The 22,027-nt window shown below is 70.5% G+C and carries 20 protein-coding genes and 1 pseudogene; 13 read left to right on the top strand and 8 right to left on the bottom strand.

Translation table 11 applies throughout. The features are described from left to right. Positions 1-33: 33 nt before the first annotated feature. The 3 genes from QE454_RS07325 to QE454_RS07315 form a co-directional block, all read right to left on the bottom strand. On the bottom strand, positions 34-504 hold the full coding sequence (locus tag QE454_RS07325; protein WP_210072597.1) for a hypothetical protein: 471 nt from the start codon (positions 502-504) through the stop codon (positions 34-36). A gap of 138 nt (positions 505-642) precedes the next feature. Next, positions 643-3,102 carry a bifunctional lysylphosphatidylglycerol flippase/synthetase MprF gene (locus QE454_RS07320; RefSeq protein ID WP_307456503.1) on the bottom strand — a complete coding sequence of 820 codons (2,460 nt, stop codon included), beginning with the start codon at positions 3,100-3,102 and terminating at the stop codon, positions 643-645. A gap of 23 nt (positions 3,103-3,125) precedes the next feature. Continuing rightward, a complete protein-coding gene (locus tag QE454_RS07315; RefSeq protein WP_210072599.1) occupies positions 3,126-3,572 on the bottom strand; it encodes a hypothetical protein in 447 nt (148 codons plus the stop codon). A 180-nt stretch (positions 3,573-3,752) separates the two neighbouring features. Between QE454_RS07315 and QE454_RS07310 the strand changes: the two genes are divergently transcribed. Both QE454_RS07310 and QE454_RS07305 read left to right on the top strand, forming a co-directional pair. Then, positions 3,753-4,280, top strand: coding sequence for an RNA polymerase sigma factor (locus QE454_RS07310; RefSeq protein WP_307456505.1), 528 nt, complete (start codon positions 3,753-3,755; stop codon positions 4,278-4,280). After that, positions 4,277-4,852, top strand: a complete 576-nt coding sequence (locus QE454_RS07305) for a hypothetical protein (protein WP_210072601.1) — start codon at positions 4,277-4,279, stop codon at positions 4,850-4,852. Before QE454_RS07310 ends, QE454_RS07305 begins: the two co-directional genes overlap by 4 nt. Before the next feature lie 85 nt (positions 4,853-4,937). Here QE454_RS07305 and QE454_RS07300 read toward each other — a convergent pair whose 3' ends face one another. Continuing rightward, positions 4,938-5,486 carry a MarR family winged helix-turn-helix transcriptional regulator gene (locus QE454_RS07300; RefSeq protein ID WP_210072602.1) on the bottom strand — a complete coding sequence of 183 codons (549 nt, stop codon included), beginning with the start codon at positions 5,484-5,486 and terminating at the stop codon, positions 4,938-4,940. A 108-nt stretch (positions 5,487-5,594) separates the two neighbouring features. Here QE454_RS07300 and QE454_RS07295 point away from each other — a divergent pair, with 108 nt between their 5' ends. Then, entirely contained in the window at positions 5,595-7,253 is a 1,659-nt protein-coding gene (locus tag QE454_RS07295; RefSeq protein WP_307456509.1) for an MFS transporter, read from the top strand. Next, complete coding sequence (locus tag QE454_RS07290) at positions 7,250-8,449, top strand: FAD-dependent monooxygenase (RefSeq protein ID WP_307456511.1); 1,200 nt, start codon at positions 7,250-7,252, stop codon at positions 8,447-8,449. The genes QE454_RS07295 and QE454_RS07290 overlap by 4 nt, the downstream gene beginning before the upstream one ends. Positions 8,450-8,634: 185 nt before the next feature. Here QE454_RS07290 and QE454_RS07285 read toward each other — a convergent pair whose 3' ends face one another. The 3 genes from QE454_RS07285 to QE454_RS07275 all read right to left on the bottom strand — a co-directional run bounded on the left by QE454_RS07285 (position 8,635) and on the right by QE454_RS07275 (position 11,747). After that, positions 8,635-9,924: an amidase family protein gene (locus QE454_RS07285; protein WP_307456514.1), complete on the bottom strand. Its 1,290-nt coding sequence runs from the start codon at positions 9,922-9,924 to the stop codon at positions 8,635-8,637. After that, positions 9,921-11,354: an MFS transporter gene (locus QE454_RS07280; protein WP_307314466.1), complete on the bottom strand. Its 1,434-nt coding sequence runs from the start codon at positions 11,352-11,354 to the stop codon at positions 9,921-9,923. Before QE454_RS07280 ends, QE454_RS07285 begins: the two co-directional genes overlap by 4 nt. Before the next feature lie 72 nt (positions 11,355-11,426). After that, positions 11,427-11,747, bottom strand: coding sequence for a response regulator transcription factor (locus QE454_RS07275; protein ID WP_307456516.1), 321 nt, complete (start codon positions 11,745-11,747; stop codon positions 11,427-11,429). 536 nt (positions 11,748-12,283) lie between these two features. Between QE454_RS07275 and QE454_RS07270 the strand changes: the two genes are divergently transcribed. The 3 genes from QE454_RS07270 (at position 12,284) to QE454_RS07260 (ending at position 14,024) form a co-directional block, all read left to right on the top strand. Further along, on the top strand, positions 12,284-12,931 hold the full coding sequence (locus tag QE454_RS07270; RefSeq protein WP_307456517.1) for an NAD(P)-dependent oxidoreductase: 648 nt from the start codon (positions 12,284-12,286) through the stop codon (positions 12,929-12,931). Positions 12,932-12,956: 25 nt separating this feature from the next. Continuing rightward, on the top strand, positions 12,957-13,331 hold the full coding sequence (locus QE454_RS07265) for a helix-turn-helix domain-containing protein (RefSeq protein WP_210072609.1): 375 nt from the start codon (positions 12,957-12,959) through the stop codon (positions 13,329-13,331). Between the two features lie 93 nt (positions 13,332-13,424). Further along, positions 13,425-14,024, top strand: a complete 600-nt coding sequence (locus tag QE454_RS07260; RefSeq protein WP_309668571.1) for a DsbA family protein — start codon at positions 13,425-13,427, stop codon at positions 14,022-14,024. A gap of 80 nt (positions 14,025-14,104) precedes the next feature. On the opposite strand, the gene QE454_RS07255 is transcribed toward QE454_RS07260, so the two are convergent. Next, the gene (locus QE454_RS07255; RefSeq protein ID WP_307456522.1) at positions 14,105-15,262 is read right to left on the bottom strand and encodes an ROK family transcriptional regulator; all 1,158 of its coding nucleotides are present in this window, start codon (positions 15,260-15,262) and stop codon (positions 14,105-14,107) included. A 228-nt stretch (positions 15,263-15,490) separates the two neighbouring features. Here QE454_RS07255 and QE454_RS17265 point away from each other — a divergent pair. The 6 genes and pseudogenes from QE454_RS17265 to QE454_RS07230 all read left to right on the top strand — a co-directional run. After that, positions 15,491-15,961 (top strand): annotated as a pseudogene (locus QE454_RS17265) (amidase family protein); the annotation flags it as partial. A gap of 22 nt (positions 15,962-15,983) precedes the next feature. Next, complete coding sequence (locus tag QE454_RS07250; protein ID WP_396652983.1) at positions 15,984-16,811, top strand: amidase family protein; 828 nt, start codon at positions 15,984-15,986, stop codon at positions 16,809-16,811. Between the two features lie 51 nt (positions 16,812-16,862). Then, positions 16,863-18,380 carry an ABC transporter substrate-binding protein gene (locus QE454_RS07245; protein ID WP_210072613.1) on the top strand — a complete coding sequence of 506 codons (1,518 nt, stop codon included), beginning with the start codon at positions 16,863-16,865 and terminating at the stop codon, positions 18,378-18,380. 79 nt (positions 18,381-18,459) lie between these two features. Next, positions 18,460-19,395, top strand: a complete 936-nt coding sequence (locus QE454_RS07240) for an ABC transporter permease (RefSeq protein WP_210072614.1) — start codon at positions 18,460-18,462, stop codon at positions 19,393-19,395. A gap of 2 nt (positions 19,396-19,397) precedes the next feature. Beyond that, positions 19,398-21,152 (top strand): dipeptide/oligopeptide/nickel ABC transporter permease/ATP-binding protein, encoded by a 1,755-nt coding sequence (locus QE454_RS07235; RefSeq protein ID WP_307456528.1) that lies wholly within the window; start codon positions 19,398-19,400, stop codon positions 21,150-21,152. Beyond that, positions 21,149-22,009 carry an ATP-binding cassette domain-containing protein gene (locus QE454_RS07230; protein WP_307456530.1) on the top strand — a complete coding sequence of 287 codons (861 nt, stop codon included), beginning with the start codon at positions 21,149-21,151 and terminating at the stop codon, positions 22,007-22,009. The genes QE454_RS07235 and QE454_RS07230 overlap by 4 nt, the downstream gene beginning before the upstream one ends. The last annotated feature ends 18 nt before the right edge of the window (positions 22,010-22,027 follow it).

The raw sequence follows: 22,027 nt of genomic DNA, 5'->3' as shown, positions 1-22,027 counted from the left end.
CGCTCCGCCGGCACCCGACCTGCTCCCGATCGCTCAGGCCGCGGCGACGGTGATGTCGAAGGTGGTGCGCTGGCCGTCGGCGCCGGCGATCCAGCCCTTCGTGGTGCCGGCCTTTCCGGCGGAGAATGCCGCGTTCAGTGACACCTCGTCGTCGTCGGGGCTGAGGACGGCGGCGTCGAAGTGCGCCACGGTGTCGTCGTCGGAGCCGCCGGTGCCGGTGAAGGCGCCACCGTTGTCGGCATCGAGGACGACGACCAGCGTCTGCCCGACCTGCAGGGTCACCGGGCCCTTAGCGAGGTCGGCCGGGGTGAGCATCAGCGGGGCGGGCATGCCGCCGAGGACGACTCCGTCGGCGTCGGGGGTCTCATCCGCATCGCCGGCCGGGGCGGGCACGCCGTCGACGAACGTGTCGCTCTGCGGGGCAGCGAACGCAGCGGCTCCGCCGGTCATCAGACCCACGGCGAGGATCGAGGCGGTCACAGCGGAGAGGGTACGAATGCGCATGAGCTGCACCTTTCAGTCGACGCCGCAGCCCGTTCCGGGTGAACGAGCGATCATCGCGGCCTGTACCCCTTCATGGCCGGCACCCCCCGAGGCCTTTCACCTCGGACGGAACTTTTCTCGGAGATGTTCCATGGCACGTCACACCGTCGAGGTCGACGACCGACGCGACGTCCGCATGCGCACCGCCAGACGTGCCGCGCCGGCGAGGCTCAGCCCAGGGACGTAGCAGCGGAGGAGGGCGATGGCGATCGCCGGGAGATGGATGGCATCGGGGTAGACGACCCACAGGGGGCAGAACTGCGGCTGGAACTTGTTCTTGAAGTGCGCCAGCGAGCGGAAGCCGTATGCGGGCTCGAGCGCGCCGCTCAGCGTTTCCAGGAACCGGTCGACGGCCGAGAGATCTCCGGTGTCGCCGCCGCGGTGGGGAGCCAGCGGCGACCCCGACAGGCTCAGCAGCGTGCAGCCGTCCGCCCGCAACTGCTCGACCACCGCCCCGATGAGGAACTCCGTGATCCCGTTCATGGCGTCGTGGCGTCGGCGCATGACATCCAGGGCGTAGCCCGTCAGCCCCTCTTCGCCGAAGACGGGAATCCATGTCGTGACCGCGACGATCCGTTCCGATGCATCGCGGGCGAGCATCAACCGCGCCGCCGGGTCGGCCGCCTCATCGACGGTGCCGAGGGTGAAGCCCATCTCGGGGATCGACTTGTCGGCGACCCAGGCCTCGGAGATCTCGCGGATCTGCACACGGTCGACGAGCGTGAGCGCACTCCACGACACCCACTGCGCCCGGACGCCCTCCCGGCGCGCGCGGTTGGTGGCCGTGCGGACGTCTTGCCGCTTCTTTCCCTCGGGAGTCCACGTTCGCGGGTCGAGGACGGCCTCGTCGGCCACCCGTGTCCGCCGCCACTGCAGTGCGTCGAGCGCCGTGGCCGCGGCATCGTCGACGCTGTAGAAGACCGGGATCCATCCGTTGTCGCCGCAGAACTCCACGAACGCCGCCCCGATCTCTTCGCGACATCGATCGGCGCCGAAAGCGCCACCCAACGTCACCGCCACACCCCCGTGCAGACGGTAGGCGAAGCCGGCATCCGCTTCCCCGGCGAACCAGTACGTATTGCCGGGCCAGGTGGCCATGAACCCCAGGGAACCGCAGCCGCGCTGTAGCATCTCCCGTGCCCGCACGCGGTCCTCCGCGCCCTGCACGGAGGACCGGCTGAACACCAACCGTGCGGTCGCCACCACGCACACCGTCCAGAAGACGGCGGACGGCAGATACCAGAGGGCCTGCGACACGGCGGTCGTGGGGACGGCGTGCACCCATCCGCCGGGCAGGAGCGAGGGCGGCAGCAGCCGCAGGGGGACGTCGCTTAGCAGCTCGCCCACCGTCGGCCGTGGCGAGAAGTCCGCCGCTGCGAGCAGTCCGCCCGCGAACGACAGCACCGACACCGTTGCGGCCCCGATCGAGATCGTCGCGAAGAAAGTGCCGACGGCGCTCGTCGTCGGCGGGACCGACACCGCACGGCGGCACACGAAGAGCGTCACGGCCACACCGAGGGGGACCAGTGCTGCCGCGAGGAGGCCCACCAGGGACTGCCACGCCCCCGACGCGTCGGTACCCCGGACCTGGGCGAGCAGAGCGAGCATGTCCGGTTCCGAGACGACGAAGAGAGCGGTCATCCCCGCGAACACGAGCAGGTTGACCGTGATGGCCACGCCCAGAGCGGCCAACCGACCGCGGAGAATGCCCCACGCGGCGACTAGGAGGACGACGAGCGGAAGGGCGGCGATCCACCCGGCGCTCGGCTGAACCGCGTGGTAGCTCGCCGCGTCGGGACAGGGGACGATCGTCGAGCCCGCCGCACACGTCACCGCATCGGCGACGACCAGCGGATCGTACGACAGCCATCCGTAGACGGACAGCAGTCCGGCGCCGCTGCCCCAGAGGGTGGCGACGATCGGCCCCACCGCGGTGATCGCCGTCAAGGCGCACAGCAGGACCCGGACCTCGTGATGCGAGCTGCGCTGCCCTCGCATTCCGGCTCTCCGGCCCCCCAGGAGCACCCCTGCGCCGAGCCCCACGGGAAGAGCGAGCAGCGAGAACAGGTCGCTCGCCGACGCCGCGTAGAGGAACACCGTCACCGCCGACACCAGACACGCCCCCCGGACGCGGCGACGCCACAGGGCACCCGTGAAGCAGCTCGCGGCCATCGCCACACCCAGGAGCGCGGGGACGGGGGTCGCCCCCGTGGCCGGTGACTCGCCGAGCGGGATGGCGGGGAAGACGTCCGTCTCCCACCCCCCGATGGCCAGACCCGCCGCCGACGTGACCACGCCCCCGCAGGCGTAGGCGAACAGCATGCGCGCGCCTCCCATGAGGCGTTCGGCCCATCCGCACACGAGCACGACGGCGATCACGACGACCGGAAGCGTCGCGGGATCGTCCACCCGGGCAAGGGTCAGCACGATCGCGCGGAGGTCATAGACGCTCGCGCCTCGGAAGGCGCCCGCGTTCATGGAGACCACGCTGACCGCGACGACGATGGCAGCGAGGGTGAGAGTGGCGAGAGGAAGGGACCGCCGACGGTCAGTGGTCACCGCGACGAGTGTGGACCCCACGCTCAGGAGGTTGCGACGGTGATGTCGAAGCTCACGCGGTGGCCGTCGGGTCCCGAGACCCAGGCTGTGGTCGTGCCGGGCTTGTGGGCGAAGAAGGAGGCGTCGTCGGTGTCGTCGGCCGCTTCGAACTGGACGATGCCGTCGTCGCCGGATCCGCCCGTGCCCGTGAAGGTCCCGCCCCGGGGCGCGTCGGAGACGACGAGGAGGGTCTGACCCGGCTGCAGCGTCACGGGCCCCGCGGCCAACTGGTTCGGGGTGAGGATCAGCGGGGCGGAGGGGGCATCGATCGCGTCGTCGGCGGGGGCGGGGACGGTATCGATGTAGGTGTTGTCGTGTGGGGCGATGGCGTCCTGAAGCGCGGCCACAGCGGTGCCGCCGATGAACCCCAGGCCGCCGATGAAGATCACAGCGGTGGCGGCGGTCAGTGCGGTCAGGGTCTTGATGTTCATGGCGAGGGGCCTTCTCTCTCAGCTGCGGCCCGTTCCGGTGAGCGGGCGGTCGGCGCAGCGTCAATCTGTCCATGGCCACCATCGCGCCGGACCTTTCATGTCGCCGAACATTTTTTTCGACGATTCGAGGTGAAAGCATCGCCCGAGCCCGGACATGATGATTTCGTGCACACACTTCCGATGGAACGCTCCCGAGCGTACGAATCGCTCGTACGAACGCACGGCGATGCGGTCCTCCGCTTCCTTCGTCGACGAATCGATCCGCAGACCGCGGACGATGTTTTCTCCGAGACGATGCTGATCGTCTGGAGACGGTTCGACGATGTGCCCGAAGAACCCCTGCCGTGGCTGTACGTCACCGCGCGCAACTGCCTGCGAAACGCCGAGCGTTCCGCACGGCGGCAGTGGCGGGTGGCGGAGCGGATCATCACCGTCGACCCGCCCACCGACACCGTGGACCCCGGCCCGGATGAGGATCCGCGTGCCGACTGCCTGCGCGCGGCCCTGGCCCGCCTGTCGGCCACCGACGCCGAGGTCCTGCGCCTGTGGGCGTGGGAAGAACTCGGACCGCCCGAGATCGCGACGGTCCTGAACATCACGACCAACGCGGCCACCATTCGCCTGCATCGAGCCAAGAAGAAACTGCGACAAGAGATGGAAGCACCACGCCGACCAGCCGGCACCACCACGAAAGGGGGAGAGCGATGAACGACGATGACCTGAGGGCACTGATGCGCCAGGCGGACCCGACCACGGGCGACCCGAGCCTGGACGACGCCCGGATCCGGCGCATCGTGGCCGCCGCGGAGCGCGACGACCTCGCCGGCAACACCGCGACCGCCCCCCGCCACCGGCGGCGTCTGTTCGCCGGGGTCTCCCTCGGAGCCGCCGCGACAGCCGGGGCGGCTGCCCTGATCGCCGGCCTCGTCGCCACCCCCGCCATCCAAGCCCCCGGCCCCGGCCCCGACGAGACCCCCGCCGCGTGCCAGGCACCGACCGTGGCGAGCCTGCAAGAATTCGACACCGCCTACGAAGCCACCGCCACAGCCGTCACCGGCGAGAACGTCACCCTCACCGTCACCGAGGTGTTCGCCGGCACTCCCGGCACGACGTTGACCGTCGAACAGGTACAGGAAGACACCGGCGTGCTGTTCACCGCCGGCCAGACGTACCTCGTCGCCGCAACGGACGACTTCATCTCACCCTGCGACAGCGGCCCCGCAACGGACGCGCTGCGACAGCTCTACACCACCGCCTTCGGGGCGTCCTCGAACGGCTGATCGCTGCAAGCCGGGGCCCGTGCCCCGGCCTGCGGTCACAACTCCCGAGGGATGGCGACGCGGCCAGAACGTCGACGACGTCCCTTTAGCGCTCTGCCCCGCCGCGATCTTCCACGGGCTCACCCGTGTCTCCGGCGGACGCGTTCTCGCTCCCGGGGCCCTGAGAAATGTAGTCGTCTGTGGCATCCCTCATCGCCATCAGCACCGCCGAGAACTCGGCGAGGAACGCCGGCGAGTGGGCGGCGAGCATCGCGTCGAGGCGCCGCCCCAGAGGCGCGAAGAACTCGTCGGCAAGCCGCTGGACCTCAGGTGTCGAATGCAGGGTTACGATCCGCCGATCCGCCTGCGTGCGGCTGCGGGTCACGTGGCCGACCGCTTCGAGCCGGTTCAGAAGGGTCGAGGTGGCGCCGAAGCTGAGTCCGATCTGGTCGCTCAGTCTCGCCGGCGACAGCGGCGTGCCACGCTCTTCGGCCCCGAGGATCTCGATCATCGCCGCAGCGTCCGTGGAGTGCAATCCGGCGTAGGCGGCGAAGGCCCGCGCGACCTGCGCATACGTCGCGCCGTAGGCGCGGAGTGCGTCCGTGACCGAGGGCGAAACCGGGTCCGAAGCACGAGCGGCGTCGTCCTCACCCATGAAGCCCTCCCGTCCTAACCTCCTGCGACCGGACTTGCAGGTTATCACTTCATCAAGTTATTCTCCCGAAGAAACATTTGACGGTAGAACTATTTGAGGAGAGACACCATGCCGCGATCCGAGAGTGCGCGCCGCTGGATCAGCCTGATAGCCGTGGCTCTGGGGGTCGCCCTGATCGTCGTGGACACGACGATCGTCAACGTCATCACCCCCTCGGTGATCGACGACCTGGGCATCGACTCGAGCCAGGCGCAGTGGATCCAGGAGTCGTACGCGATCGTCTTCGCCGCGCTGCTGCTCGTCGTCGGACGCATCTCCGACCTGTGGGGGGCGAAGACGGTGTTCCTCGCCGGCGTCGTCGTCTTCGGTCTCACGAGCTTGCTCGCCGGTCTCGCCCCCACCGGCGAGATCCTCGTCCTCGCCCGTTTCCTGCAGGGCGTCGGCGCCGCCGCCGTGCTGCCCACCTCGCTCGCCCTTCTCAACGCGATGTTCGTCGGCGCCGCGCGCGGCAAGGCGTTCGCCGTCTGGGGCTCGACGATCGGCGCCGCCACCGCGCTCGGTCCCGTCCTGGGCGGGTGGCTCTCCGAGCACGCGTCGTGGCGCTGGGCTTTCGGTATCAACATTCCGCTGACGATCGTGATCGTCGTCATCGGCGTGCTGTTCCTCCTCCAGCCCGCCCGCTCGCGTGGCGGCGTCGACGCCATCAGCGCCGCTCTCTCGGTCAGCGGTCTCGGACTGCTCGCGTTCGGGCTCGTCGAGGGTCGTGTCTACGGCTGGACCATGAGCGAGAACGCATTCGAGGTGTTCGGCTTGCGCTGGGACTCCGGGCTGTCGCCCGCCTTCGTCGCACTCGTCGCCTCGGCGCTCCTTCTCGCCGTGTTCGTGTGGAGGCAGGCACGGCTCAGCCGCCCGGGCAGCCGCCACCAGCCGCTCATGGACACGCGCCTGTTCTCGATCGCGTCCTTCCGCAACGGCAACGTCGCCACCCTGATCATCGGGCTCGGCGAGTTCGGCATCATCGCCGTGCTGCCCCTCTGGCTGCAGTTCACGCTCGGCTACTCGCCGCTACAGGCGGGCCTCGCCCTCGTCCCGATCGCGATCGGCAGCTTCGTCGCCAGCGGCATCAGCTTCCCGCTCTCGAACCGCGTCAGCGCGCTGGCGTTCGTGCGACTCGGATTGGTGCTCGAGGTGCTCGGCCTCGCCGGCCTCGGTCTCGTCGCGACTGTCACCGACGCATCGTGGCTGCTCATCGCGATCGTCCTCTTCTTCTACGGCGTGGGCGTCGGCTTCGCCACCGCGCAGGTCACCAACGTCGTCCTCGCCGACGTGCCCGCCGAGGAGGGCGGTCAGAGCTCGGGCATCCAGAGCACGTTCCGCCAGCTCGGCTCGGCGCTCGGGATCGCGGCGCTCACGACCGTCTTCTTCTCGACCTTGGGCGGGGGACTGCAGAACAGGCTCGAGGACAGCGGGTATGCCCCTTCCGACGCGAAAGACTTCGCCGATGCCGTGACCGACAGCGCCGGCGCGGCGATCGAACCGATCGGTCAGGTGCCGGGCCTCGAGAACGTCGCCGACCTGGCACGTCAGGCGATGACGGATGCCGTGGCCTTCGGCGCCTTCCTCGCCGCCGGGTTCTTGGTGGTCGGCGTCATCGCCACCTTCCTGATCCCCTCGCGCCCGGCGGGCGTCGAGGCAGCGCGCGGCGTCGAGCGGCAGGCTGGCGAGCCGTCGACCGCGGCGACAGTCACGACGGAGGTGGCGCGATGACGGCGCGCCGACGCGTCCTCATCAGCGGCGCGAGCATCGCGGGGCCGGCACTGGCCTTCTGGATGGAGCGCGCGGCGTGGGACGTCACCGTCATCGAGCGCGCGCCCGAACTGCGCGCGGGCGGACAGAACATCGACATCCGCGGCGCCGGTCGCGAGGTGGTGCGCCGCATGGGAGTCGAAGAGGCGATCCGAGCCCGGAACACGAGTGAGGCAGGAACGCGATTCATCGGGGCCCGCGGGCAGACGGTGGCGAGCTTCCCCGCCGGGCGTGACGACACCGGCGGGGCGACGGCCGAGCTCGAGATTCTCCGCGGCGAGTTGTCACGGGTGTTGTTCGACCTCACCGACGAGCGCGTCGAGTACCGCTTCGGCACCACGATCCGTTCGATCGACGATCACGGTGCCGGCGCACACGTCACGTTCGACGACGGAACCGACGAGCAGTTCGACCTCGTCGTGATCGCCGAGGGTTTGCGCTCTCGCACACGCCGACTGGTCTTCCCCGGCATCGATCCGATCGTCTCGAAGAACATGTCGACGGCCTACCTGACCATCCCACGCGAGCCCGACGACACCGACTGGTGGCGGTGGTACACCGCCACGGGCGGACGGACTATTACCCTGCGCCCCGACAACCTGGGAACGATCCGCGCCACGCTGTCCTACCCGACCCGCGGCGACGAGCGGGCCGACACAGGCGACGACGACTCCGGTCGTTCGCGAGACGCGCTGCGCAGGCGATTCGCGGATGCCGGGTGGCAAGCGTCTCGCGTGTTGCGCGAGATGGCTCACGCCGAGGAGTTCTATCTCGATAGGGTCGGCCAGGTGCACCTCGACACGTGGCACCGTGGCAGCGTCGCGCTCGTCGGCGACGCCGCCCATTGCGCGTCTCCCCTGAGCGGCATGGGCACGACCCTCTCGCTGGTGGGTGCCTACGTCTTGGCCGGCGAGCTCGGTCGCAGCACCGATGTCGAGACGGCCCTTCAGCGCTACGAGGACATCCTCCGTCCGTTCGTCGAGCGTGCACAGGATCTGCCACCAGGCACACCGCGACTCGCAAATCCCCGCTCTCGCGCCGGACGGGCTCTCTTTCACGGGGTGCTGCGAGCGGCCTCATCGCGCGCCGGACGTCGGCTGACCACGGGCCTGTTCCGCCCTCCCGCCGACACGTTCGCGCTGCCCGACTACGGGTGACCCGCGGGCCCGGTGCCGCCGGCCCCTCGGGTGGAGAGAACGTGGCGAATCGCATCCCGCGACCCACGCCTGCGGCAGCGCGCGCTCTCTGTGCTCGAGGCGATCCCGAGCGCCGCGCGTGGCGCGGGTCGGCGCGCGCAGCGAGTGAGAGCCGCGCGCGCGGTTCGTTCCCGCGCGGGCGGCTCTCATCGTCCGGCGCCGACCGTTCGGCGCGACGGCGCCACCTCGAGGAGGACGCTCTGCAGCTGCACGCCGAGGGCCAGGATGCGCGCGTCGTCGAAACGTCGGCCCTGCACGGTGACGCCGACGGGAACGTCGTCGGCGAGGGCCGGGATGGTGACCATCGGCGCACCGAGGATCGTTCCGGGTCCGGTGTGCCGGGTGTAGAGCTCGAAGACCGAGATCTCGCGGTCGCGGTGCCGGGTGCTCTCGCCGCCGCCGGACGGCGGGGCCGGTGCCGGTGTGGTGGGGAAGACCAGGGCGTCGACAGCGTCGCGGTCCATCAGGTCCGCCGCGAGTCGGCGCGCGTCGAGCACCAGCGATAGTGCCCGCGCGTACTCGTCGGCCGTCACCGGACGCGCGGCGATCGCATCGAGGAACGCCGCGACATCGGCCGTCTCGACCCCCGCCCGCAGTGCCGCGAACGCCTCGTCAGGCGTCAGATGCAGAGCCCGAGCGGCCGCCGACGCGAGCTCCCGAGGAGCCTCCCAGCCGACGACGAGCGGTTCGGCGGGGCGGGTGCGCTCGAGCACGTCGGAGATGTCGACCTCCACGACGTCGACGCCCGGTCCCCACGCGTCGAGCGTGCGGTGGAACGCCTGCTCCGTCCGCGCGTCGAGGTCGTCGAGGAACGCGGTCGGGATGCCGAGGCGCGGGCGCTCGAGCGGGGTTGCCGCCGTGCTGCTCGTGACCCAGGAGTCGACGCGCGCCGCCTCCGCGACGGTCGCGGCGAAGACCCCCGGGGTGTCGCGGGTCCACGACAGGCCCACGATCCCCGCCGTGGGCCACCGCCCCGTGCTGGGGCGGAATCCCACGACGCCGCAGTTGCTCGCCGGGATCGAGACCGACCCGCCGGTGTCGGTACCGAGCGCCAGCGGCACGAGCCCCGCGGTGACGGCGGCGGCACTCCCACCCGACGAGCCGCCGGCCGAGAGGTGCGGGGCCGACGGGACCCGCGCCGGGCCGTAGGCGGCGTTGTCCGAGGTCACCCCGAGGGCGAGCTCGTGCATGTTCGCCATGCCCATCACGACCGCCCCGTGGTGGCGGAGAGCCGCCACCACGGGGGCGTCGGCATCCTCCGCCACCACGTCGAGGACGCGGCATCCGGCCGAGCGACGCAGTCCGCGAACGGCGATGTTGGCCTTGACGGCGAGGGGGAACGCGTCCGAGCTCTCGAGCGATGCGAGGGACTCCTCGTCGGCCCGCTGCGTCCAGATGCCGTGGTCGTCGGACATCGCCGTTCGCGTCGACATCATGCGGAGATCTCCTCCAGCGAGCGGTTGCGGGTGCGGGGAGCGAGGAGGTTGACCAGCGCGCCGACGATGAGGAAGGCGATGAGCCCCAGCAGCGACCCGAGCAGCGGGAACTGCGAGAAGATGCCCACGAGCAGGAAGACACCGAGCCCGCCGCCGACGTGACCGATGCTGTCGGCCAGGGCGTAGGCGGTCGTCCGGAAACGCGTCGGGAAGCTCTCGGCCGTGAGGGCGTACTGGGCCGGAACCCAGATGTTCTGGCCGAAGAACACCACGATGGCGCCGAGGAAGGTCGCCGCGGTCGCCCCGCCGCCGCCCACCACGACCAGCGCGCCGACGACGGTGATGACACCGCCGATGAGCATCCACCACTTGCGCTCGACACGGTCGACCACCGAGCGGGCGACGACTGCCGCCAGGATGAAGCCGGTCAGGCCCACGGCGCTGACGATGCCGGCCTCCGCCGGGGCGTATCCCTGCCGCACGAGCACCGAGGTGAAGGCCCCGGCGAAAGCGTAGAGGGTGATGTAGCCCAGCAGCCACGCCATGCCGATGACGAGCAGACGCCGCAGGTAGACGCGCGAGGTCAGCAGCTCGCGCACGGCCGAGAACGTCCCGCCGACGGTGACCTCGGTCGTGTCGCTGTCACCCTCCGAGGCGGGCAGGAGCGCGTGCCGGCGGGTGGCGAGCTTCTCCATGCGCTCGACGACGACGGCGGCCTCGTCGTCGCGTCCGCGGCTTGCCAGCCAGCGGGGCGACTCGGGCAGCGCGATGCGCAGGACGATCGAGAACGCCGCCAGGATCGCGCCGACCGCGTAGACCCAGCGCCAGCCGGCGGTGAAGGTGTCGGATGCCAGGGCGAAGGGCAGACCCTGCGGCCACGGCGTCAGGGGCGTGGTGAGGAACAGACCCAGCCAGATGCCGAGCGCGGCCCCCAGAGCCGCCATGAAGAACAGCACGCTCGTGTAGCGACCGCGCATGCGCCGCGGGGCGATCTCACTGACGTACACGTTGATGATCGCGAGGTCGGCACCGATTCCGATGCCGGTGATCAGGCGCGAGAGGCTGAAGCTGGTGGCATCCCCCGCGAAGGTCGAGAACAGAGACCCGAGACCCGTGATCACCATGGCGATGATGAGCAGGCGGTGGCGTCCGAAGCGGTCGGACATCGGCCCCAGGATGAGGGCCCCGATGCCGTAGCCGACGAGGCTGAGGAAGATGGGCAGGCCGATGAACTGGTCGGCGGTGGCCGGGGTGCAGCCGCCGATGATCTGGGCGCACGTCTGCACGAACGAGACGTTGATGTTGAAGACGTCGTACTGGACGAAGAGCATGCCCAGGCCGATGGTGAGGACGGAGATCGCGCTCAATCCCCACCGGGGGAAGCGATCGAGTCGGGACAGGGGCGAGACCCCCGTGCGCAATGTGGACATTTCTCTCCCGGAATGCTGGAACGGTTGCGTGCGACCCAGCATTCTCGACGCGTCAGCGCACCGGCATCGTCATTAATGACGAGGGGCGCGGGCCGCCATCGCGAGCGAGGTGCGGTTCTGGGTTCCGGTCTTGGCGAATGCCTGGGCGAGGTGGGTGCGCAGGGTCGGCAGCGAGATGCCGAGCCGGTCGCAGATCGCCCGGTCGGTCAGTCCCTCGCCCACCAGCGTCGCGATCTCCCTCTGTCGCGGCGTGAGGGCGGAGGTCGCCAGCGGTTCTGTGCTCCACAGCCGGTGCATGAGGTCGCCGATCGCCTGGAGCTTGCGGACGTCGTCGGGGGTGAAGGCGCCGCGCCGCTGCGAGCGCCACACCCGCAGGTCGATGGATCCGACCACGGGATGGGGGGGCGAAGTAGTTCATGCCGTGGAACATGCCGGAGCGGAACAGGAAGTCGCGGACGAACTCGTCACGACTGTCCCGCTGCGGGCTGATGGCCGATGCCCCGCGGACCTTCAGAAACCGGGGGGTCATCGTGTCGATGTGCCGGAAGCGCGCGTCGTACGCGCGGAGGTGCTCGTCGTCGAACTGCACCCCCACGGGGTCGGCGTACGGACCCGCGGGCGTCCACCGGTACGACACGAACGTATCTCCCTCGACGGCCCTCAGCAGCTGGCGCCCCAGCCGCCGGCGCCGCTCGGGCAGGGGGGCTTCGGCGGTCAGGGTCTCCATGATCTTCCACGACACGCGGCTCACGGCATCCTCCTGTCGCGCAACGTCGCGCCGACCCTATGGGCGTTGTCGACCGCCTGTGTTTCGCGGAAGTGAAATCTGTTCGGCGACGATACCGCGCCGGTCGGCGTGCCGCGCCGCGCTCCGCCGCCGTCATGTGTGCTATCTTTTAGGTACTACCTCCCCTACAGATAGGAACACCATGGCAAAGGTCGTCGTCTTCGGCTCCACCGGCTACGCGGGAAGCAACATCGCCGCGGAACTCACCCAGCGCGGTCACGAGGTCGTCGGCGTCTCGCGCTCGGGCGGCGAAACCGCCGAGGGCGCGGCGTCGGTCGCCGGCTCGATCTTCGACGAGGCGTTCGTGCGCGAGGTCACGGCCGACGCGCAGCACATCGTCGTCGCCCTGCCCGCGACCGCGCGCCAGGAGGGCGAGCCCAACCTGATCGTCGCCCTGCCCGCGGTCGTCTCCGCCGCTCTGGCGGCGGGAGCGCGCCTGGGCGTCGTGGGTGGCGCCGGTTCGCTCGCCGTCGCCGACGGCGGCCCGCGCCTGGTCGACACCGACGAATTCCCCGCCGCCTTCGTGCCCGAGGCACGCGCTCACGGCGAGATCCTCGACGCGCTGCGCGGCAGCGACACCGCCCTCGATTGGTTCTACCTGAGCCCTGCCGCCACCTTCGGCTCGTGGAACCCCGGCCAGCGCACCGGCACCTTCCGCCTGGGCGGCGACGTGCTGCTGACGGATGCCGAGGGCACCTCCGCGATCTCGGGCGCCGACTACGCCATCGCCTTCGTCGACGAGATCGAGCAGCACGCTCACCCCCGCGCGCGCTTCTCTGTGGCTTACTGAATCCCGACCGATCGAGAGGACGCCCATGGACGAGGTACTCGGCTTCGACCCGTACAACCCCGACTGCCCCAGCCGGCAGCTGGTGGACCGGATCGGCGACCGCTGGACGATTCTCGTCATCGGCGTCCTCTCGGACGGACCCGCGCGCCACGGCGATCTCGCCCGACGAGTCGCCGGCATCTCCCCCAAGATGCTCTCCCAGACCTTGAAGGGTCTCGAACGCGACGGTCTGCTCACCCGCACCGTCCAACCCACGAGCCCGCCCCACGCGATCTACGAGCTCACCGAGCGCGGCACGAGCCTCGGCCCCCTGCTGCTCGCTGTCGAGAACTGGGCACGCGCCCACATGCAAGACGTGCTCGACGCGCGTCGCGCGTTCGACGAAGCCGCCCCCCGATGACAGGACACCCCATGCACGACCTCCTCTACGTCTTCGACGCCTACTGCGGCTGGTGCTACGGCATGGCGCCGGCCCTGCACGAGTTGGCCGCCGATGACGACATCCGCATCACCGTGGTCCACGGCGCTCTGTTCTCGGGCGGGGAACTCCGCCCCGATCGGGCGCTTCGGGCACATCCCCGACGCGAACGCCCGCATCGCCGAGCTGACCGGGGTCGCCTTCGGCCCCGACTACGAGCGCCTCCTGAGCGAGGGCCGCACGCTGCTGGACTCGGATGCCGCGGCCCGCGGTCTCGCCGCCCTGCGCGCGAGCGCGGGCGATGACCGCGCGCTCGAGATGGCGGCGGCTATGCAGGCGGCGTTCTATCGCGACGGTCGCAGTCTCTCGGATGCCGAGACGTACGCCGCCATCGCGGCCGACCGCGGACTCGACGCCGACGCCGTGCAGCGGCACCTCGACGACGACGTGATCGCCGGCCAGGCCCGACGGGACCAGGACTGGCTCGCCGAGCTCGGCGTGCACAGCTACCCGATGCTGCTGCTGAGGCGCGGTGACGAGCTCGTGCAGATCGGGAGCCCGACCGCGTCGGCCGCCCACCTGCGGGCACAGATCACCGCCGCGGCGCGGGTCGTGACGGCACCGCGGGAGGCCACCGCGGGGCTCGCGTGCAGCCCGGACGGATGCGCCGACTGAGCGCACGCCTCGCAAAGGCATGACCCCGGTCGTCGCGGGTTCCGCGGCGGCCGGCTCCGCATCCTGGCCGGGGGCCAGACTTAGAGCAGTCCCGCCCCCGCCAGGATCGACGTGTGCTTCAGGTCGGAGGCCACGACCGTCATCCCCGCTGTGATGCCGGGGTGGGTGTGCTGCATGATGCTGCGGACGAGGCTTTGCGTCACCGCGTCGTCGCCCACCTCGGTCAGGGTGTCGTTGATGATTACGGCGTCGGGGTCGAAGACGTTGGCGACGCTGCCGACGGCGCGACCGATCTGCCAGCCGATATCGGCGAACAGACGCCGCACGGCAGGGTCGCCCTGCGCCGACGCGGTCGACAGTTCCTCGTACGCCTCCGCGTTCATGTCGACCCCGCGCGCCTGGAGGAACAGGCGGAGCTGATTCGCCGTCTCGGCGGCGAGGCAACCGCGTTGCCCGCAGGGACAGATCACGCCGTCGGCGTGAACGCTGACGTGACTGATCTCACCGGCGAAGCCGCGCGCCCCCTCGAACACGCGACCCTCGACGACGATGCCGGAGCCGATCCCTTCGTGACCGATCCCGAGGACGATGAAGTTCTTCCTCCCCCGCCCCGCCCCGAGGCGGAGTTCCGCGAGGGTCGCGAGCGTCGCCCCGTTGGCGATCGTGACGGGAAGCCCGAGCGCCGACGCGAACTCGTCGACGGTCGCACCGTCGGTCCAGCTCGGCATGAGCGCGCGCGCACCGGCCGTATCGACGAGCTGACGCTCGTAGTCCACCATCGTCGGAAGCCCGAGAACCGCGCGCGCCGGGTGGCGCCCCTCGTCGCGATCGAGTGAACGTGCGAGCGCGACGAGGGTGCCCACCGTATGCGAGCGCCCCCGCGCGATGTCGGCATTCGCTTCGGCGACGGACAGGATCGCTCCCGCGGAGTCGACCAGCGCGACCCGGAGTCTGTCGGGGGAGATGTCAGCGGCGAGCGTGACCTCTTGTCGCACCGGGAGGCGCAACACCCGCGCGGGGCGGCCCACACCGCGGTCGGGTCCGCGGTCGGCGTCGGCTTCGTCGACGAGCCCGGCCTGCTTCATGTCGTCGACGATGCCGCCGAGCGTTCGACGGGAGAGCCCGGTCACCTCCGCCAATGCGGTCCGACTCGCCTCGCCGCTCTGACGCAGGTGTTCCAGGATGCGCGCGCGGACGTACTGCTGGAACGCCGAGACGGCGGACTGATCGGAAGACACCTCAGCACTCTACTCGGGCGGACCAATTAATGTCGTTCGTTTCACAAAATTAGGCGCGCCGTCGCCGGCAAAACGCTCGGAGCGCCCCGCAATGACGGGGATTTTGCATCCAACGCGCCCTTATGTTTCCGGCATGTTGAGGACCTATTACGTTTCGTTTGATCCCTAATTACGTCACGCAGCGGTCTGTTTAGATCCTCTCAGTTCCCAAATTCGCAAAGGACTGTTGTGATCTCTCTCCCCACCCTGGGCCAGCCGGGCGTCGATGACCCCGTGCTGGCGCGCATCCGCTCCCTCGACACCGCGCCCACCGGCTTCGGCGCGGTCGCGACGGTCGACGAGCAGTGGAAGACGCGCGCGGCGGCGGCCCCGACGCCGGGGCTGGAGGGGGTGACCGTCCTGGTGAAGGACAGCATCGACGTGGCGGGCCTGCCGACCACCGCGGGGTCCCGCGCACTCGCCGAGTCCGTTCCGGACCGGGATGCCGACATCATCGCGAACCTCCGTCGCGCCGGTGCCGGCATCGTCGGCAAGACCAACCTGCAGGAGCTCTGCGGATGGGTCACCTTCGCCGCCCCGGGAGGGTACAGCGCGCGGGGAGGGTCGCCCCGCAACCCCCGCGGGCACCGCTTCCCGACGGGCGGATCGAGCTCGGGATCCGCCGCGGCCGCGGCCGCCGGCCTCGTGGACGCCACGATCGGCACCGACACCCGGCGGGTCGATCCTCGTCCCGGCGGCGAACTGCGGTGTCTACGGTCTGCGTCCCACCGTCGGGCTGCTGTCGCGGCGCGGAGCGCTGCCGATCACCCTCGCGCAGGACACCCCGGGTCCGCTGGCGCTGCGGGTCGCCCACCTCGCGGCCGCGCTCGGCGGGATGCGCCCCGACGATCACCGCCGGTACCACGACGCTCTCCGCGTCGACCGGCTCGCCGGCGCGCGCATCGCCCTCTGCCTGGCCGGCCCCGAGGCGGACGCGCAGACCGCGTGGGCCGACGCGGTCGCGACCCTGCTGACCGCGGGGGTCGACCTGCGGCCGGCCACCACGGCGATCCCCGTCGACGGGCCCAGCGACCTCCTCGTACCCGCGTTCGACTTCCGCGACTCGGTCGGTGAGTACTTCGACGCCCTCCCCGCCGGTTCCCCCGTCCGCGATTTCGACACGCTCTACGCGCACTACCGCGACGCGACTCCCGACGAGCAGCCCTACGGCATCGACAACATCGAGGCCTCCGCGCGGGTGGACCTGCGCGCCGACCGCGCCTTGCGCAACCGACTCCGCGCCGACGAGTACGACGCGGCACAGCGTGTGCTCGAGCATCTGCGCGAGATCGACGGCGTCGACGCCGTGCTGTTCCCTGGTCCGCTCGCGACATTCCTCGCCAGCAAATCCGGCCACCCCGCCGTCGCGCTGCCCGCCGGCACGCTCCCCGGCGGCCGACCGTTCGCCCTCAGCCTGCTCGCCACCCGCCCCGACGACGAGCAGTACCTGCTCGATCTCGCCGCCTCGTGGGAGCACCTGAACGGCCCCACTCCGTCCGCCTGTCCCTGATCCACGTCACCCCATCGCGTTCGCGCACCACCACCCGAAGGAGCTCCTCTCATGCCACGCCCCCTCCGCGTGACGGCGGCCATCGCCCTCTCGCTCTCCGTCACCGCCGCCCTCGCGGGCTGCGCCGGGTCGTCATCCGCCTCGTCGACCGACGAACTCGACATCGCCACGACCGTCAGCGCCGTGAGCTTCGACCCGTACCTGGCCGACTCCGGTCCCTCGATCTGGATCCTTCAGCCCGCCTACGAGACGCTCATCACGAAGAACGTCGACGGCACGTACACCCCCGGCCTCGCCTCGGCGTACGAGTACCTCTCCCCCACCAGCTTCCAGCTCACCGTGCGCGACGGCGTGACCTTCTCCGACGGCACCGTCCTGGACGCGGCCGGTGTGGTGGCCAACCTCGAACGCGTCAAGACCGTCTCGGGTCCCGCGATCGGCAACGCGGCGGCGATCGACACGATCACAGCGACGGATGCCAAGACCGTCCTGATCACGCTGTCGGCGCCCTTCCCCGCGATGGAGGATCTGCTGTCGCACAATGTGGGCATGATGGTCAGCCCGGCCGACCTCAGCAGCCCGGACCTCGCCACCGAGCCGGCGGGCACGGGCCCGTACGTGCTCGACACCGACGCCACCGTGTCGGGCGACCACTGGCGCTTCGTCCGCAACGAGGACTACTGGGGCGACGCCTCGGCCTTCTCGTACGACGCCCTGGAGTACAAGTACTTCACCGACCCGTCGTCGACGCTGAACGCGGTGCGCGCCGGCACGATGGACATCGCCCTCGGTAACACCACGACGGCCGCGGCGGCGAAGTCGGCGGGGCTGCAGATCGTCACGCAGGCCACCGACACGTGGGGACTGGTCCTCGGCGACCGCGCCGGGACCAACCAGCCCGCGCTCGGCGACGTCCGCGTGCGGCAGGCCCTGAACTACGCGATCGACCGCGACGCCATCACGAAGGCGGTCGTCGGCGAGTACGGCAGCCCCGCGCACCAGTACTTCGGAACCCAGACCACCGGCAACGTCCCCGCTCTCGACGATGCCTACCCGTACGACCCCGAGAAGGCGAAGGAGCTGCTCGCCGACGCCGGGTACGCGAACGGCTTCACGTTCGCCGTCACCTCGGTCCCCGGCATCCATGACGCCATGGTGCAGGCCATCCAGGGGTATCTCGCCGAGGTGGGGGTGACGATGACCATCGACCAGGACGGCGACTTCTTCGCCAACGTCCAGGCCGCGAAGGACCCCGCCTACGCCCTGACGTACACGCAGGGTGACATGTACACCACGCTGGCCCCGATCGTCACCCCGACGGGCGTGCTCAACCCCTACAAGTCGTCGGACGAGCGGATCAACAGCCTGTACGCCCAGGCCGCCGCATCGAGCGACCCCGCCGAGCAGACGTCGCTGTACCAGCAGATCGCACAGATCGTCTCGGACGACGCGTGGTTCCTGCCGGTGTACTACGCCGACGTGATCGTCTACGCCTCGAAGAACGTCCAGGTGAAGCTGTGGCCCGGCGAGGGCTACCCCTGGATCTACGCCTGGTCGCCGATCTCCTGATGTCCCGCGGTCGGGGGCGGGGCCGCGAGCCCCGTCCCCGACCCCTACCCCCGCGTTCCTCCTCCGGAAGGAGAATCCCGTGCTCTCGGTCATCGGACGCCGTCTCGCGATCGCCGTCCCCCTCGTGCTCCTCGTCTCGCTGCTGACGTTCCTGCTCGTCCCGCTCATCCCCGGCGACCCCGCCGCGACGATCCTGGGCAACACCGCGACACCCGCACAGCTCGCGTCGCTGCGCGACGCGCTGGGCCTGGACCGTCCGCTGTTCGAGCGCTACCTCGACTGGCTCACCGCGGCGCTGCGGGGGGACTTCGGCACCAGCTTCTACGACCACTCCCCCGTGCTGGACACCATCGCCGCCCGCATCCCGGTCACACTGAGCCTCACCCTCGCCGCGACCCTGCTGTCGCTGATCGTCGGCGTGGGGCTGGGGGTGCTCGCCGCGGTCCGCGGCGGCTTCGTCGACCGCGCCGTGCAGCTGGTGTCGGTCATCGGCATGGCGTTGCCCAACTTCTGGCTCGCCCTCGTCCTCGTGCTCTGCCTGGCGATCTGGGTGCCGATCTTCCTCCCGTCGGGCTACATCCCGTTCGAGGACGACCCCAACGGCTGGCTCCGGAGCCTGACACTGCCGACGATCGCGCTCGGGCTCGCCTCGGCGACTGCGATCGCCCTACAGACCCGCGCCAGCCTCACCGATCTCGCACGGCGCGACTTCGTCCGCATCCTCCGTGCGAAGGGCGTGTCCCGCACGTCGATCATCACGAAGCACCTGCTGCGCAACGCCTCGGGCCCCATCCTGACGGTGACCGGCCTGCAGTTCGTCGGCATGCTGGGCAGCGCGGTCGTGATCGAGCAGGTGTTCGCGCTCCCCGGGCTCGGCAGCCTCATCTTCGCCTCCGTGTCGAAGCTCGACGTTCCTCTCATGCAGGGGGTCGTGGTCGTCATGACCCTGCTCGTGGTCGCCGTGAACCTCCTCACCGACCTCGTCTCCGCCTGGCTCAACCCGAAACTGAGGTGACCATGTCCACCGCCCTCTCCCCCGCGCCCGCGGTCCCCACCGTCCGGACCCGCCGCGCCCGCCCGCGAATCTCGGTTCCGCTGGTCCTGGCACTGCTGTGGATTGCGATCGTCGTGATCGGCGCGATCGCCGCGCCCCTGCTCACCCCCTACGACCCGATCAAGCAGGACCTGGCGAACACGCTCTCCCTCCCGACCGCCTCGCATCCGCTCGGAACCGACGGCCTGGGGCGCGACATCCTCAGCCGCCTGCTCCACGGCGGCCAGGTGAGCCTGCTCGGCGCGCTGCTCGCTCTCGCGGTCGCCTTCGTCATCGGCGTACCCGCGGGGCTCACGGCCGGCTACTTCCGCGGGGGCCGCTGGGATGCCATCTCGGCACGCATCATCGACCTGCTGCAGAGCGTGCCGGTCATCGTCATCCTGCTCACGATCCTCGCGGTGACCGGGAAGAACGTGTACACGGCCATGGCGGTGTTCGGCCTGATCGTCTCGCCGGTGTTCTTCCGACTCGCCCGCGACGGCGCCGCTGCCACGAGCGCGGAGCTGTACGTCGACGCGGCGAAGGTATACGGACTGCGCTCGCCCCGGATCATCGCCCGCCACGTGCTGCCGAACGTCCGCAACCCCCTGATCGTCCAAGCCACGATCGTGTTGAGCCTCGCACTGCTCACGCAGGCGGGTCTCAGCTACCTCGGGCTCGCGAGCCCTCCCCCCGCGCCGAGCTGGGGCGGATCCGTGGCCGACGCGAACACCTACATCAACCAGCAGCCGTGGATGCTCGTCCCCTCCGGTCTCGTCCTGGTGCTGACCATCCTTGCGTTCACCGTCGTCGGCGACGCGGTGCGGGATGCCATTCCCGGCAACGCCGGCACCGGGCGCGGCGTGATGGTCGCGCGGACCCCTCTTCCCGCCGAAGCGACCCCGGTGGACCAGCGGGGCGCGATGCTGTCCGTCCTCGGGCTCTCCGCCGCCGCCGGCGCGACGCCCCTGCTCACCGACGTGTCGTTCGAGCTCCGGCGCGGCGAGATCCTCGCCCTGGTCGGCGAGTCCGGCTCCGGCAAGACGATGACCGCCATGTCGATCATCGGTCTGCTGCCGACCGGCGTCGAGGCGACCGCGGGGCGCATCGTGCTCGACGGCGACGACCTGCTCACCCTCCCCGAGAGCGAGCTGCGCCACGTCCGCGGCCGTCGCATCGCCTACATCGGCCAGGAGCCGATGGTGAGCCTGGACCCGGCGTTCTCCGTCGCGCACCAGATCGACGAGTCGCTGCGGCTGCACCGCAATCTCGACCGCCGTGCCCGCCGGGACGAGGTGCGCCGGCTCCTCGCGCAGGTGAAGATTGCCGACGTCGAGCGCGTCGCACGCTCGTTCCCGCACGAGCTCTCGGGCGGGATGGCGCAGCGCGTGTGCATCGCGATGGCCCTGGCCGCCGAGCCCGAGCTGCTCATCGCCGACGAGCCGACCACGGCGCTGGACGTCACCGTCCAGGCCGACATCCTCGAGCTGCTGCGCGAGCTGTGCCGGGAGCGGACGATGGCGATGATCATCGTCACGCACGACTTCGGGGTCGTCGCCGACGTCGCGGACCGCGCGATCGTGATGCTGCACGGGCGGATCATCGAGAACGCCGCCGTCGAGGAGCTCTTCGATCACCCGAGCCACGAATACACCGCAGGTCTGCTCGCGGCGAACCCCGCGATGCGCGGCGACGAACACGCCGTCTGGTATGCCGATGAGGAGGCGAGCACCCGATGATGACCACCACGACACCCGCGCCCGCGACCGACGGGACGCTGCGCGTAAGCGACCTGCGCGTCACCTACCGCAAGCGCGGTCTGTTCACCCCGGCGTACACCGCGATCGACGGCGTCTCGTTCGAGCTGAAGCCCGGACGCACGCTCGGCCTCGTCGGCGAATCCGGCTCCGGCAAGAGCACCATCGGACGAGCGATCCTGGGCCTCACCCGCGTGGCCGGGGGACACATCTCCTACGACGGGCGCGACATCACGCACCTGCCGCTCGCCCGTCGACGCGAGGTGAGCACGCAGATCCAGGTCGTCTTCCAGGACCCCTACAGCTCGCTGAACCCCTCCCTGACGGTGGGCGACATCCTCACCGAACCGCTGCTGGCGCTTCGCCGGATGACGCGGGCCGAGGCGGACGGCATCGTCCGCGGCCTCCTCGACCGCGTCTCCCTGCCCGGGAACGCCGTCGACCGCTACCCCCGGGAGTTCTCGGGCGGACAACGACAGCGCATCGCGATCGCCCGCGCTCTCGCCGTGTCGCCGCGACTCGTCGTCTGCGATGAGCCCACGAGCGCGCTGGATCTCACCACGCAGGCGCAGGTGCTCGACCTCATGGCAGAACTGCAGCGCGACCTCGGGGTCAGCTACCTCTTCATCTCGCACGACCTCGCCGTCGTGCGCCAGGTCTCGCACGAGGTCGCCGTGCTCAACAAGGGCCGGATCGTGGAGTTCGGCCCCACCCGCACCGTGACCGAGACGCCGGCCGACGACTACACGCGTCTGCTGCTCGCCGCCGCTCCCGTCCCCGACCCTCGCCTGCAGCAGGAGAGGCGCCTCGCCCGCCGCGCCCTGCTGGCCGGCGCCTGACCGTCCCCGAAGGAGCCC

This window comes from Microbacterium sp. SORGH_AS_0454, assembly GCF_031453395.1.
Lineage (GTDB): Bacteria > Actinomycetota > Actinomycetes > Actinomycetales > Microbacteriaceae > Microbacterium.
Note: the sequence above shows the minus strand (reverse complement) of the source record. Positions and strands in the feature narration are given on the sequence as shown.

Coding starts and splice junctions, on each gene's coding strand:
- QE454_RS07325 (WP_210072597.1), bottom strand. CDS start 504: ATGCGCATTCGTACCCTCTCCGCTGTGACCGCCTCGATCCTCGCCGTG.
- QE454_RS07315 (WP_210072599.1), bottom strand. CDS start 3,572: ATGAACATCAAGACCCTGACCGCACTGACCGCCGCCACCGCTGTGATC.
- QE454_RS07310 (WP_307456505.1), top strand. CDS start 3,753: ATGGAACGCTCCCGAGCGTACGAATCGCTCGTACGAACGCACGGCGAT.
- QE454_RS07305 (WP_210072601.1), top strand. CDS start 4,277: ATGAACGACGATGACCTGAGGGCACTGATGCGCCAGGCGGACCCGACC.
- QE454_RS07300 (WP_210072602.1), bottom strand. CDS start 5,486: ATGGGTGAGGACGACGCCGCTCGTGCTTCGGACCCGGTTTCGCCCTCG.
- QE454_RS07295 (WP_307456509.1), top strand. CDS start 5,595: ATGCCGCGATCCGAGAGTGCGCGCCGCTGGATCAGCCTGATAGCCGTG.
- QE454_RS07290 (WP_307456511.1), top strand. CDS start 7,250: ATGACGGCGCGCCGACGCGTCCTCATCAGCGGCGCGAGCATCGCGGGG.
- QE454_RS07285 (WP_307456514.1), bottom strand. CDS start 9,924: ATGATGTCGACGCGAACGGCGATGTCCGACGACCACGGCATCTGGACG.
- QE454_RS07280 (WP_307314466.1), bottom strand. CDS start 11,354: ATGTCCACATTGCGCACGGGGGTCTCGCCCCTGTCCCGACTCGATCGC.
- QE454_RS07270 (WP_307456517.1), top strand. CDS start 12,284: ATGGCAAAGGTCGTCGTCTTCGGCTCCACCGGCTACGCGGGAAGCAAC.
- QE454_RS07265 (WP_210072609.1), top strand. CDS start 12,957: ATGGACGAGGTACTCGGCTTCGACCCGTACAACCCCGACTGCCCCAGC.
- QE454_RS07260 (WP_309668571.1), top strand. CDS start 13,425: ATGACGACATCCGCATCACCGTGGTCCACGGCGCTCTGTTCTCGGGCG.
- QE454_RS07245 (WP_210072613.1), top strand. CDS start 16,863: ATGCCACGCCCCCTCCGCGTGACGGCGGCCATCGCCCTCTCGCTCTCC.
- QE454_RS07235 (WP_307456528.1), top strand. CDS start 19,398: ATGTCCACCGCCCTCTCCCCCGCGCCCGCGGTCCCCACCGTCCGGACC.
- QE454_RS07230 (WP_307456530.1), top strand. CDS start 21,149: ATGATGACCACCACGACACCCGCGCCCGCGACCGACGGGACGCTGCGC.